Genomic DNA, 12,714 nt, shown 5'->3' with positions numbered 1-12,714 from the left:
TGTCTCGGTTGAAAACTGTTTCTCGGGTGGAAACCGGAGGCGAGATCAGCCGACTGGCGCCGGTACCCAGCGCTGTGCGGGAGCCGTACTGGCGCGTTTGCGAATGGCGGCGAAGCTATGCCGTGCCGGATTGACCAACGCCGACACCCAGTTTCGGCGATGCGCGGCCAATGCCGCTGCAACCTCGGGAATCTGAATGCAATGCACACCGTGTTCCATGCCTAGACGGTGCTTGCCACCGTGGATCGTGCTGCGCATGCGATTCCCTTTGCTCTTCGCCACTCCGCCAAATATTTCCGATAGGAATTGCCGAGCTGAAGATAACCGAGTGACTGTCGCATCCGTTGTATTTGCGCGCTAAGCCCGTTCGGCGTGTTGTGCCTGGTAAGCACGAGATCGTCGGGCGCGCCCGTCGGTGGTTGCGGCGGGAGTTGTGTATACGAGTGTGTGCCGGAGCCGCTGGTTGCGGCGCGAAATATGTATGGTCGCTTCTCCCGCGCGGGCGCTCATTCGCTCCGGATGATATCCACACCCGCCCGCCGACTTTTTCGGCGCAACCTATTCCGCCGCGCGGTAAACAGTGGTCTGCTCTGGGGATGAATCAGGTTCATCTCGGACATATCTTCCATATTGCGGGCAACCCGCAGGTCACGGAGGCCGCGGCTGCGCTCGCGTCGTTTCCGGATGGCGCACTGGTCATCGACGAGTCCGGCCGGATCACCTATTGCGGTGCGCGAGAGAATGTTCCGCCGCAAGACAATGCCACCGTCTTCGATCATCATCCGGGGTTTTTGCTGCCCGGCTTCGTCGATACGCACATCCACTTTCCGCAAACCTATGCCGGCGACTCCTATGGCGGCGGTCAGCTGCTCGAATGGCTGACGCTGTGCATGTTTCCGTCGGAGGCTCGATTCGCCGATCCAGGGTTCGCGCAGCAGGCAGCGGTGCAGTTCTGCTCGCGTCGCATCGCCGTCGGGACCACCGCGGCCATGGTCTTCGGGTCGGCCTTTCTGCATGCACAGGACGCTCTGTTCACCGAGACCCAGCGAGTGGGCCTGCGTATCGTCAGCGGGCGCGGGATCCAGACGGTGGGCCCGGAATCCGCGGAGCCGTTGATGACCTCGGAAGCCGATGCCATTCGGCTCACCACGGAGGAGATCGACAAATGGCATGCCGCCGACACCGGCGATGTCGCTACTGCGCTGCTACATGTGGCGATCGTCCCCCGGTTCTCGTTGTCGGTAACCCCGGAGACGCTGAAAAGCCTTGGCGACCTATATGATTCGGTTCGCGACCGGGGGGTGTACTTCCACACCCACCTCAACGAAAACAACCGGCCCGGCACCGGGGAGGTCGACTCCACGAAGCAGGCCTACCAGGTGGACAGCTACCTCGACACCTACGACGGCAAGTTTCTGCCGGGGTCCAGTGTCGGCGGAAAGAGCCTGTTGGGCAGGCGCTCGATTCTCGCGCACTGCGTGCACTGTCAGGACGTCGAGCTCGAGCGGATGGCTGAAACGGGCACGTCGGTGGCGCACTGCCCAGTGTCGCAGCAGTTCCTCGGCTCCGGCACCATGCCGTGGCTGCGCACCGTCGCATCCGGGGTGAACGTCGCCGCGGGCACCGACTTCGGCGGCGGCGACGAATGGGGAATCTTCCGGGTGCTCGCCGAGGCGTTCAAGGTGCACATCTCCGAGCCGGGTGCTGCCGGAGTGTCGATGCATCCAGCCGAGATGCTGTTCACCGGAACGCTCGCCGGGGCACGCGCATTGGATATGGAAGACCGGTTCGGCAACTTCGATATCGGCAAGGAGGCCGACTTCGTCGTCATCGAGCCGGCCGCGGTTCCGGCACTGCAGGCGGCGCTCGACTACGGCGTGCGCTCGGACGATCCGGGCCTCGCGCGTGACCAGACGCTGTTTGCGCTGCTGATGGGACTGCGTGAACCCGCGGTAGCCGAGGTGTACGTCCAAGGCCGCCGGGTGCGGGCAGACTAGCAGCTGGATCTGGAGAACCTCGCGAAATGCACACTGCCACTGCGATTTCGATGTTCCACCCGGTGCCAGATCGCGCGGGGTTCGCGGCGTGGCTCGACGACTGTGCCGCCGATGCGCACGCCGCTGGATGTCTGGAGGCTCGCTGCGCCGTTACCGGTGAGGCAATGCTCGATTGGGGTTTCGCGACTACGTTCGCGACTGAGGACCAACTCCATGACTGGCTCGACAGCCCGGCGTGGAAGCGGCTGGTCACGATGGGTGAGACGCGAGGCTATCTGCGCAAGACGACCGACCTCGTTGTCGTCGACGGTGGTCTGCCCCCGGCTGGCGTGGGTGTCTTCCGCCACCGCGTCTCTTCCGGAAAGGAGGCCGAATTCCTTGCCGCTCAGCACGAGTTGATCGAGCTCACCACCGGCTTCGCGGGATTCGAGGGCACCGGGGTTTTCCCGCCGGAAACGGGCGGGGAGTGGTTGTCGGTGTTGCGGTTTCGCACCGGTCACCAACTGCTCAACTGGTTGCGGTCACGCGAGCGCGCTGCGGCGCTGCCCGGGCTGCGGCGAAATCTGGTCGAGGACTTCGCCGAGGTCACTCACACCACCACGCCGTTCGGTTCGACGGTGCGCACGGAGAATGGCGCCACCAAGGTCACGCCGCGGTGGAAGACGGCGATGATCGTGCTGCTGGTCCTGTACCCGACGGTGTTGACGCTGTCGCGATTTCTCGGCCCGGTCATGGACGGCGCCGGCATCCCGCAATGGCTTGCGCTGTGGCTCAGCCAAATATGCAGTGTGGCGGTGATGACGTGGTTCCTCATGCCGCTGGTCTCGGGCTGGTTCGGCAGATGGCTCGATCCCATCGAGGGTGCGGGGGTGAAGGCGAGCGTCCTGGGCGCGGGAGTTGTACTGGTTGTCTACGGTGCTTGCCTGCTGCTGTTCGGGTCGGTGAAGTGGTTGCAGTTCTGGGATTACAACCATTGAGTGCGACACTGTTTCAGTGCTACGAATTGGGCTGACCGGTGGGATGGGCGCGGGCAAGTCGACGGTCGCGACAGCACTCGCCGAACATGGTGCGGTGGTTGTCGATTCAGATCGCATCGCCCGCGAGGTGGTCGAACCCGGCACACCGGGACTGGCGGCGCTGGTGGAGGCGTTCGGTCCAGACATCCTCGACGGCGACAACCTGGACCGAGCCGCATTGGCGGCCAAGGCCTTTGCTGATGACGCCGCGCGGCTGCGGCTGAATTCGATTCTGCATCCGCTGATCGGGCAGCGCACCGCCGAGACCATTGCCGCCGCGCCCGCGGATGCCATCGTGGTGCAAGACATTCCGCTGTTGGTCGAGAACCACCTGGCGCCGCTGTTCAACCTCGTCATCGTCGTGCACGCTGACGCGGACGTTCGCATACATCGACTCGCCCAGCACCGGGGCGTCACCGAGGCCGACGCGCGGGCGCGAATCGCCGCGCAGGCCAGCGACGAGCAACGCCGCGCTGTGGCCGATGTGTGGCTGGACAACGGTGGTGCGGCGGCGGCGCTGCGTGCACACATCGACGAACTGTGGCACGAGCGACTGGTGCCTTTCGAGCAGAATGTCCGGCTGCACAACGTCGTTGAGCCCGCACCGGAACTTCGGCAGCCGAACCCGGACTGGGCGGTGCAGGCCGAGCGTCTCATTGCCCGGCTCCGGCTGGTGTGCGCCGATAAGGCGCTACGGGTGGACCACGTCGGATCCACCGTGGTGCCCGGGCTGCCAGCGGTCGACATGATCGACCTACAAGTCACCGTTGCTGATCTCGAGACCGCCGATGGCTTGGCACCTGTGTTGGCGGAGGCCGGGTTTCCGAAGATCGACGACGTCACGGAGGACTCGACGGAGCCGTCGCTGGGTGGCGAAGTGGACCCCGGAGTGTGGGCGCTACGCCGGCACGGCGGCGCAGATCCGGCGCGTCCGGTCAGCATCGACCTGCGGGTGGCAGGCTGGCCCGGCCAGCAGTTTGCACTGCTACTGGCTGATTGGCTACGCGCCGACGCCACGGCCCGCGACGATTACGCCGCCCTGAAACGAACAGCGAGCGGCGCCCACGCCACGCTGCCGGACTACCGAGCGGCCAAGCAGCCGTGGTTCGACACGGCGTACCGGCGTGCGTGGGACTGGGCCCGGCAAACCGGTTGGACTAGTGCCAGGTGAGTTGCATGTCCATGGAGGCCAGCCACCTGTCGAGGCGGTAGCCGTGCTGGGCCAATCCGGCCACCGCGGCGAACGCATGCTCGAATGCCTTCGAGGCGGACTTGATGTCCAAGTAGCCGAGCTTGACCGCCGCGAGCAACTCGTCGGTGTCGAGAACCTCCACATCCTGCATGCGGTGCACGACGATGTCGAGGTAGTGGTCGACGGACGTCCACGACTTCTCTCCCGGGGTGAACTCGCCAACGTCCAGGTAGAAGTTCTTGTGCAGGTCGTTGTAGTGATAGTGGAAGACCGACGCCCGTAGCCCTAACGACGGAATCAGCCAGGACTCGAGGTAATGAAAGCGGGGATGGTCGGCGGTTCTGGCCATGTACAGACCCCACGGGGTCACCTTGAATTCCTGGACCGGTCGCACGAATCCTTTGGGATCGGTATTCGTGCGTTCGACGAGGTTGAACACCTCGGTTTTGGGTTGGTGTACGTGCAGCTCTTCGTCTTCGAGAGCAGTATCGACCGATCGATCCACGCGCTTCATATCGCCAACTTACCGCTACACCGGCCGGGTTGGGGGCTGCTCGGCGAGCAGTACTTGTCGGTGTCTCGACCTAGTCTTGTCACATGGCGTTTGCAACGGAAATTCCGCAATCCGACGATGCGCATACCGAGCTGCCGGTGGCCCATTCGGAGTTCCGGCCAGTCGGACAAATCGAGCGAACCGAGGGCCGGTTCCAGGTGGTCAGCGAGCATCAGCCCGCCGGTGACCAACCGGAGGCCATCGCCGAACTCGAACGGCGAATCCAGGCGGGTGAAAAGGATGTAGTGCTGCTCGGCGCCACCGGCACGGGTAAGTCGGCGACCACGGCATGGCTCATCGAGCGGCTGCAGCGCCCGACGCTCGTGATGGCACCGAACAAGACGCTCGCCGCCCAGTTGGCCAACGAGCTACGAGAGATGTTGCCGCACAACGCAGTCGAGTACTTCGTGTCGTATTACGACTACTACCAGCCCGAGGCCTACATCGCGCAGACGGACACCTACATCGAGAAGGACTCCTCGATCAACGACGACGTCGAGCGACTGCGGCATTCGGCGACGTCGAGCCTGCTGTCCCGACGGGACGTGGTGGTGGTCGCGTCGGTGTCGTGCATCTATGGCCTAGGTACGCCGCAGTCGTACCTGGATCGTTCGGTCCAATTGGAGGTCGGCCGCGAGGTGGACCGCGACGCGCTGTTGCGGCTGCTCGTGGATGTGCAGTACACGCGCAACGACCTGTCGTTCACTCGCGGTTCGTTCCGGGTGCGCGGGGACACTGTCGAGATCATTCCGTCCTACGAAGAGTTGGCGGTGCGGATCGAGTTCTTCGGCGACGAGATCGAGGCGCTCTATTACCTGCATCCCCTCACCGGCGACGTGGTCCGCAAGGTGGACATGCTGCGGATCTTCCCGGCAACCCATTACGTGGCCGGCCCGGAGCGGATGGAGCGGGCGGTTCGTGACATCGAGGCCGAACTCGAACAGCGCCTCGCCGAGCTCGAGCGGCAGGGCAAGCTGCTCGAGGCCCAGCGGCTGCGCATGCGCACCCAGTACGACCTCGAGATGATCCGCCAAGTCGGCTTCTGCTCAGGCATCGAAAACTATTCGCGCCACATCGACGGCCGCCCGGCAGGCTCGGCGCCGGCGACGTTGATCGACTATTTTCCCGACGACTTCCTGCTCGTCATCGACGAGTCGCACGTCACCGTGCCGCAGATCGGTGGCATGTACGAAGGTGACATGTCGCGCAAGCGCAACCTGGTGGAGTACGGGTTCCGGTTGCCTTCGGCGGTCGACAACCGGCCGCTCACCTGGGAAGAGTTCGCCGACCGGATCGGCCAGACCGTTTACCTCTCGGCCACTCCGGGGCCTTACGAGCTCGGCCAGACCGGTGGCGAGTTCGTCGAACAGGTGATCCGGCCCACCGGCCTGGTCGACCCCAAGGTGGTGGTGAAGCCGACGAAGGGCCAAATCGATGACCTGGTGCACGAGATCCGGCAACGCACCGAGCGCGACGAGCGGGTCTTGGTCACCACGCTGACCAAGAAGATGGCCGAAGATCTCACCGACTATCTGCTCGGCTTGGGCGTGCGGGTGCGCTACCTGCACTCCGAGATCGACACACTGCGCCGCGTCGAACTGCTGCGGCAACTGCGGCTCGGTGAGTACGACGTGCTGGTCGGCATCAACCTGCTCCGGGAAGGCCTCGACCTGCCGGAGGTGTCGCTCGTCGCGATTCTGGACGCGGACAAGGAGGGCTTCCTGCGCAGCAGCACCAGCCTGATCCAGACCATCGGCCGCGCGGCCCGGAATGTGTCCGGCGAAGTGCACATGTACGCGGACAAGATGACCGACTCGATGAAGCACGCCATCGACGAGACCAAACGCCGTCGCGCCAAGCAGATTGCCTACAACGAAAAAATGGGCGTCGATCCACAACCACTGCGCAAGAAAATTGCCGACATCCTCGACCAGGTCTATCGGGAGGCGGACGACAGCGAGGTGGCCGTCGGTGGCTCAGGTCGAAACGCCAGCCGCGGCCGACGTGCCCAAGGTGAGCCGGGCCGCGCGGTCAGCGCCGGCGTATATGAAGGGCGCGATGTGAAATCGATGCCGCGGGCCGAACTCGCGGATCTGGTCAAGGAGTTGACCGACCAGATGATGAGCGCGGCGCGAGACTTGCAGTTCGAACTTGCCGGCCGGTTGCGGGACGAAATCGCCGACCTCAAGAAGGAGTTGCGCGGAATGGACGCCGCGGGCGTGAAATGACCAGCTAATCGCCGTGTGTGTTCTCCCTCAAATCCGCCTATAGCGGTGCCGATGCCGATATGGTCAGCAGGATCGCATACTTGCCCAATTGGAGGAATGAATGAGCGCCTACCGGACCATTGTCGTAGGTACCGATGGCTCCGAATCGTCGTACAAGGCCGTCGAAAAGGCTGGTTCGCTGGCTAGTGACGCGGATGCCAAGCTGATCATCGCCTGCGCGTACTTTCCGACCGACGAGCGTGAAGTCGGCGCGGCCGCCGATGTGCTGAAGGACGACGCCTACCAGGTTCGGGGTTCCGCCCCGACCAACGAGATTCTGCGCACGGCCAAGGAGAAGGCCACTGCCGTTGGCGCGAAGAACATCGTGGAACGGCCGATCGTCGGCGCTCCGGTGGAGGCGCTGCTCGAACTCGTCGAAGAAGTTGACTGCGACCTGCTGGTGATCGGAAACCGCGGGCTCAACAGCTTCACCGGTCGCCTGCTCGGCTCCGTGCCCTCCGATGTCGCGCGTAAGTCCAAGTCCGACGTTCTGATCGTGCACACCGTCCGCTAGTTCAGCGGGCGGAGTCCCGAGAGAACCTCCGGCAGTTCGCCGGAGTAGACAACGCCCAGACGTTGCGTCGCGCGGGTGAGCGCCACATAGAGGTCGTTCATCCCGCGCGGCGATTCAGCGAGAATGTGTTTCGGCTCGACGATCAGCACCGAGTCGAATTCCAGGCCTTTGGCGTCGCGGACCGTGGTCACTCGCACGTCATCGCTGGCGAGGTCGGCCAGCTTCGCGACATCAGCATGCGATGCAATAACCGCGGTGAGTCCGGGCTGTCGCTCATCCTGGAGACGTCGCCGCGTTTCTGCCGCGATCTCCTCTTGCGCTACCTGGCGGGCCCACGGCTTGATGCCGGTGTCGCGCACCGACTTCGGGACTTCGCTCGCCGGGTCGATCGCGCGCAGCACGTCGGCGGCCACCGCCATGATTTCGCCGGGCGTACGGTAATTCACCGTGAGTTCGGTGAGCTTCCAGCGTTGCGCCACATACGGTTCCAGCGACCTGCTCCACGCGGACGACCCCGCCGGATCACCGGTCTGCGCGACGTCGCCGACTACTGTCAGCCAGCGATTCGGTATGCGGCGCATAACCATTCGCCAGGCCATCGCCGACAATTCCTGTGCCTCGTCGACGATGACATGGCCATAGGTCCAGCTTCGATCGCCGGCGGCGCGCTCGGCGGTGGTCAGCCGCGAGCCCACGGTATGGCGTTGAGCTAGCTGGCTGGCGTCGATGAGGTCGTAGGCCATCAAGATTTCCGGATCCAGTTCGTCCTCCAGATCCTGCGGCGCCGATCCGGTGAGGATGTCCAATGCGCCCTGCGCTTCGGCGATCTGGGCGCGCCAGCGCCGTCGGGCCCGCTCGCGCTCCGCCGTGTCGTCCACACCCAACAGTTCGGCGAGCTCGTCGAGCAGGGGTGCGTCGGAGCCACTGAACTGACCATCGTTGCGGAACAGGCACTCGCGATCCGCGGGGGACAGGTCCGGGGCCGCGGCGGCAAGCAGTTCCGGCGAACTGAACAGATCGATGAGGACCTGCTGCGGGGTGAGCTCCGGCCACAACTCGTCGATAGCGGCCATGACGCGCGCATCGGAGCGCATCTCGGCCCGAATGTCGGCGATGTCGTCGCGGCTGAGCAGATTCGTGCCACCGACGACGTTTTCGCCCAAGGTCGCCGCGAGCTGGTCCGCGAGCGCATCCACGACCGCCGTGATGAAAATCGGCCGGGCCAAATTGTGCGGCCGCCGTGACGACCGCGCCCGACCCCGGGCCCTCGAGACCGTTTTGCGGTCCAGCGTCACCACATACGAGTCGAAGCGCAGCGGTATCGCGGCATCGGGTAGCCGCTGATACTCCCGCACCGCATTCTTGAGCACATCGATGAAGGCGAGCGAGCCCTTCAGTTCGCTGCCCCGCAACGACTCTTCGACGGTCGCCTGCACGCCCGGATACAAGTCACCGATCGTCGACAGCAGCACCCCCGTTTCGCCGAGCGACGGCAGCACCTGACTGATGTAGTCGAGGAACGTCGAGTTGGGACCGATGATCAGTACGCCGCTCTTGGCCAACTGTTGCCGGTAGGTATAGAGCAGGTACGCCGCGCGGTGCAGCGCGACGGCGGTCTTGCCCGTACCTGGTCCACCCTGCACCACCAAAACGCTCTTGTGCTCGGAGCGAATGATCGCGTCCTGCTCGCGCTGAATGGTTTCGACAATGTCGATCATGTGGCCCGTGCGGGCCGCATTGAGTGCCGTCAGCAGCGCACTTTCGCTGCCGACGCCACCGTCGGCCGTGGACATCCCGGCCAGTTCGGCAGCGTCGAGATCCAGATACTCGTCGGTGACTCGGGTGACCCGCCGGTTGCGGCTGCGGATATGCCGGCGCCGGATTACCCCGTCCGGGGCGGCTGTCGTAGCCAGGTAGAACGGGCGGGCCATCGGCGCACGCCAGTCGAGCAGCAACGTCTCGAAATCGTTGGCTTCGTCGAGAATGCCGAGCCGGCCGACGTAGCGGCGTTCGCCGTCCACGAGATCGATGCGGCCGAAGCAGAGGCCGTTCTCCGCCGCGTCGTACTTGGCCAAGTCGTCCGAGTACAGGTGGGTGAACGATTCCCGCTCACTGCGAGCCTGCGGAGTGCCGCCCCGCTCCAGCAGGACCTCGCTCAGCCGCTTCTCCGCGTAGGCGCGCATGCCGTCGAGATGCTCGTACAGATTCGACACGTACGCCTGTTCATGGGCCTGCTCGCGTTCGAGTAGCTCGTCGCGGCGGTCCTGCACCAACACGTCTCCTCGGTAGCTTCGGCTTGAAAAGTGCCTTGCGGAGTCTAGTGCGAATCCGCTCAGCGCGCCGAAGCAGCAGCTAAACCGGCTAGCGTTGCCAGCGCGACTTTGCCTTCTTGCGCGCCGTGTCGGCCAAGTCGACACCGCGTTCACGAGCGAGGTCGGCGAATTCGGGCCCGCGGTCTCGGGCCGTCTCGGCTAGCTCCCGGCCGCGGTCGCGGGCGAGTTCAGCGAATTCCGGCCCGCGTTCGCGCGCGACTTCGGCGAGCTTGGCGCCGCGTTCGCGAGCCAGGTCGGCGAATTCGGGCCCGCGTTCCCGCGCTATCTCCGCCAGTTCGCGGGCGCGCTTCCTGGTCACCTCGGCGAGTTCCGGCGCGCGATCGCGGGCGGCGTCGGCCAGTTCGGGTGCCCGGTCTCGGGCAGCATCGGCCAGTTCGGCGGCGCGCTGTCGGGCTATTTCGGCGAGTTCCGCGGCGCGCTCACGTGCAGCGTCCGCGAGGCCCGGTGCGTGCTTCTTGGTCGCCTCGCCAAGCTCGGCTCCGCGCTTTCTGGTCACCTCGCCAAGCTCGGCTCCGCGCTCCCTTGCTACCTCGGCGAGCTCAGCTCCGCGCTTCTTGGTCGCTTCGCCAAGCTCGGCTCCGCGCTCCCGGGCGGCGTCCGCAAGCTCAGGTCCCCGCTCGCGCACGACTTCGGCCACGTGGTGCAGCCGCTCCCGCAACCGCTCGGCATTGTCACCGTCGGCCGCCATCCCCGCCGGCAACGCCGCAGACACCGCCGCAGTGGCCCGACCCGCGGCCTTCCGTCCGCGCCACGCCAGCGATGGCTTGCCTTCGGTGTCAGCCGCCGCGATCATCAGTCCACCGAGCAGGCTGACGCTCTTGATGAACTCTGAACGCTTCTCGGCCTTGCGGACCGGGTCCTTTTCCTGCCAGAAGTCATGTTCGGTGATCGCTGTCGGGATAACCGTTCCAGCGAGTGCGAGCGACGCCAGCCGCGGCGCCTTGCCGAGCGCGAGAAGCGCGCCGCCACCGAGTTGGACGGCGGCGTTGATCCGGACGAGAGTGACGGGATCGGTCGGCACCTTTGCGGTGACGTTGCTGGGCAGCGACTGCTCACCCTTCTGAACGATCGGGGCGGCCGCTTCGGCGCGCTGCTGCGGATTGCGCAGTGCCTCAATACCTCCGGCGATGAACACGGACGACAGTAGCGGACGGGCGATGCGGCGGACGAGCATCTGGCAACCTCCATCGTGAGTCACACGGACCGTCCCCGCATTCCCCGACAGCTCCGCAACGAAACGTTCAGCGCAGGCTGCGGACATCGAGTTGATGCAGCACCCGGTCCACCAACTCCGGATCGCTGCCCGGCTGATGACGAGCCGCGAGTACGGCTTGCCTTGCGGCCGACATGATCTCGGATTGGGCGCGCCGGAAGGCGCGAACGCGGGCCAGGCGTTCCCGGTGGCTTTCCCGCCGTTCGTCGTCGCCGATGTCCGGGTCGATTCGGACACCCATCTCGATGATGCGCCGGGTGAGCAACTCGACAAGGTCATCGGGCAGCTCTTCCGACTCGGCGAGTTCGTGCAGCCGAGTTCGGGCCGCACTCATAGCGGATTGCGCGAGCTGGCTCTCCAGGGCACGTTCCCGCGCGGTGTCGGCGGTGACGCGGAGTGTCCTGACCAGCCAGGGCAGCGTCAGGCCCTGCACCACCAGTGTGGCGATGATGACCGTGAAGGCGATGAAGATGATCTGATTGCGCCCAGGAAACGCCGAGCCCTTGTCGATCTGTAAGGGAACGGCCAGCGCCAGGGCGACCGTCACCACCCCGCGCATGCCGGACCACCACATCACGATGGTCTCGCGAAAGTTCGACGGAAGTTCGGCGTCCGGGTCGAGGGCCTGCTTGGTCCGGCGCACCGCGGCGGCAGCCGGCACCAGCCAGGCGAACCGCACCGCGATGACAACGGCCGAGACGATGATTCCCCACACCAGCATTTGCCCGAGTTCACCGCTGGCGGTGCCCAGCACGGTATGCAGTTCGAGGCCGATAACGCCGAACGCGACGCCGGTCACCAGTGTGTCGATCACCGTCCAGAACGACCTGCCGGTCAGGCGGCCCTCGATATCGTCGGCGTCCGAACGCTTCTCGTTGAGGAAGAGCGCCGTCACCAACACGGCGAGCACGCCCGACCCGTGCAACTGATCGGAAATCACGTAGCTCGCGTAGGGGAGCAGCAAAGTCAGCCCCACCCGGAGCGTCGCGTCGCCGAGCAATGTCATCAAGCGGGCGCCCGCGAACCCGACCAGCACGCCCACGGCTACCGCGACAATCGCTGAGAGGGCCAACTCGGCGGCGGCGACCGACCAGGTGAAGGAGCCGCTGACTACGGCGGCGATGGCGACGTTGTACAGCACCACCGATGTGACGTCGTTGAACAGCCCTTCGCCCTCGAGGATCGATACGAGCCGGCGCGGCAGCCCGAGCGATCCGGCGACCGCGCTCACCGCGACCGGATCCGGCGGCGCGACAAGCGCGCCCAGCGCGACCGCCGCGGCGATGGGCAGCCCCGGCACGATCGAATTGGCCACTACCGCCACCGCCGCGGTGGTGACGAAGACCAGCGCCACCGCCAGCAGGAAGATCGGTTGCCAGTTCGCGGCAAACTGCCGCCACGACGTTCGCTGCACAGCCGCGTAGAGCAGCGGCGGCAGCAGTAGCGGGAGGATGTACTCGGGGGAGATGTCGATGTCCGGCACAAAAGGCAACAGCGCCAACACAATTCCGGCGAGCGTCATCAGCACCGGTGCCGGCAGCCCAAGTTTGTCGCCGAGCGGAACTGTCAGCACAGCCCCGAGCAACAGAATGAACAACAGCGCGAATTGGTGCATGCGATTAGTTTGAC

10 protein-coding genes are annotated in these 12,714 nt (G+C 65.2%); 5 read left to right on the top strand and 5 right to left on the bottom strand.

Annotated features, from left to right (window positions below):
- Positions 1-45: 45 nt before the first annotated feature.
- Entirely contained in the window at positions 46-258 is a 213-nt protein-coding gene (locus FOS14_RS13685) for a hypothetical protein (protein WP_143771370.1), read from the bottom strand.
- Positions 259-596: 338 nt separating this feature from the next.
- Between FOS14_RS13685 and FOS14_RS13680 the strand changes: the two genes are divergently transcribed.
- Genes FOS14_RS13680 through coaE form a run of 3 tightly spaced genes read left to right on the top strand, consistent with a single transcriptional unit; the run spans position 597 to position 4,184 of the window.
- Positions 597-1,997, top strand: a complete 1,401-nt coding sequence (locus FOS14_RS13680; RefSeq protein ID WP_143771369.1) for an amidohydrolase family protein — start codon at positions 597-599, stop codon at positions 1,995-1,997.
- Positions 1,998-2,023: 26 nt separating this feature from the next.
- Complete coding sequence (locus FOS14_RS13675; RefSeq protein ID WP_143771368.1) at positions 2,024-2,974, top strand: antibiotic biosynthesis monooxygenase; 951 nt, start codon at positions 2,024-2,026, stop codon at positions 2,972-2,974.
- 16 nt (positions 2,975-2,990) lie between these two features.
- Positions 2,991-4,184: a dephospho-CoA kinase gene (coaE, locus tag FOS14_RS13670; RefSeq protein WP_143771367.1), complete on the top strand. Its 1,194-nt coding sequence runs from the start codon at positions 2,991-2,993 to the stop codon at positions 4,182-4,184.
- On the opposite strand, the gene FOS14_RS13665 is transcribed toward coaE, so the two are convergent.
- On the bottom strand, positions 4,171-4,719 hold the full coding sequence (locus FOS14_RS13665) for a DUF402 domain-containing protein (RefSeq protein WP_143771366.1): 549 nt from the start codon (positions 4,717-4,719) through the stop codon (positions 4,171-4,173). The genes coaE and FOS14_RS13665 overlap by 14 nt on opposite strands.
- 83 nt (positions 4,720-4,802) lie before the next feature.
- On the opposite strand from FOS14_RS13665, the gene uvrB reads away from it, so the two are divergent.
- Together uvrB and FOS14_RS13655 are read left to right on the top strand one after the other, a co-directional pair.
- Complete coding sequence (uvrB, locus tag FOS14_RS13660; RefSeq protein ID WP_143771365.1) at positions 4,803-6,986, top strand: excinuclease ABC subunit UvrB; 2,184 nt, start codon at positions 4,803-4,805, stop codon at positions 6,984-6,986.
- A gap of 100 nt (positions 6,987-7,086) precedes the next feature.
- Entirely contained in the window at positions 7,087-7,539 is a 453-nt protein-coding gene (locus FOS14_RS13655; RefSeq protein ID WP_143771363.1) for a universal stress protein, read from the top strand.
- On the opposite strand, the gene FOS14_RS13650 is transcribed toward FOS14_RS13655, so the two are convergent.
- From FOS14_RS13650 to FOS14_RS13640, 3 genes are all read right to left on the bottom strand, one after another.
- Complete coding sequence (locus tag FOS14_RS13650; RefSeq protein ID WP_255450323.1) at positions 7,536-9,815, bottom strand: ATP-binding domain-containing protein; 2,280 nt, start codon at positions 9,813-9,815, stop codon at positions 7,536-7,538. The genes FOS14_RS13655 and FOS14_RS13650 overlap by 4 nt on opposite strands.
- An 85-nt stretch (positions 9,816-9,900) precedes the next feature.
- Complete coding sequence (locus tag FOS14_RS13645; protein WP_143771361.1) at positions 9,901-11,046, bottom strand: DoxX family membrane protein; 1,146 nt, start codon at positions 11,044-11,046, stop codon at positions 9,901-9,903.
- Between the two features lie 67 nt (positions 11,047-11,113).
- Positions 11,114-12,700, bottom strand: coding sequence for a Na+/H+ antiporter (locus FOS14_RS13640; protein WP_143771359.1), 1,587 nt, complete (start codon positions 12,698-12,700; stop codon positions 11,114-11,116).
- Positions 12,701-12,714: the final 14 nt, after the last annotated feature.

The organism is Skermania sp. ID1734 (assembly GCF_007489285.1).
Taxonomy (GTDB): domain Bacteria; phylum Actinomycetota; class Actinomycetes; order Mycobacteriales; family Mycobacteriaceae; genus ID1734.
The sequence above is the reverse complement of the archived record's forward strand: the minus strand, read 5'-3'. Positions and strand labels throughout refer to the sequence as shown.

Excerpts from the sequence above, each read along its gene's own strand:
- FOS14_RS13685 (WP_143771370.1), bottom strand. The coding sequence starts at position 258 with ATGCGCAGCACGATCCACGGTGGCAAGCACCGTCTAGGCATGGAACAC.
- FOS14_RS13680 (WP_143771369.1), top strand. The coding sequence starts at position 597 with ATGAATCAGGTTCATCTCGGACATATCTTCCATATTGCGGGCAACCCG.
- FOS14_RS13675 (WP_143771368.1), top strand. The coding sequence starts at position 2,024 with ATGCACACTGCCACTGCGATTTCGATGTTCCACCCGGTGCCAGATCGC.
- FOS14_RS13665 (WP_143771366.1), bottom strand. The coding sequence starts at position 4,719 with ATGAAGCGCGTGGATCGATCGGTCGATACTGCTCTCGAAGACGAAGAG.
- uvrB (WP_143771365.1), top strand. The coding sequence starts at position 4,803 with ATGGCGTTTGCAACGGAAATTCCGCAATCCGACGATGCGCATACCGAG.
- FOS14_RS13655 (WP_143771363.1), top strand. The coding sequence starts at position 7,087 with ATGAGCGCCTACCGGACCATTGTCGTAGGTACCGATGGCTCCGAATCG.
- FOS14_RS13645 (WP_143771361.1), bottom strand. The coding sequence starts at position 11,046 with ATGCTCGTCCGCCGCATCGCCCGTCCGCTACTGTCGTCCGTGTTCATC.
- FOS14_RS13640 (WP_143771359.1), bottom strand. The coding sequence starts at position 12,700 with ATGCACCAATTCGCGCTGTTGTTCATTCTGTTGCTCGGGGCTGTGCTG.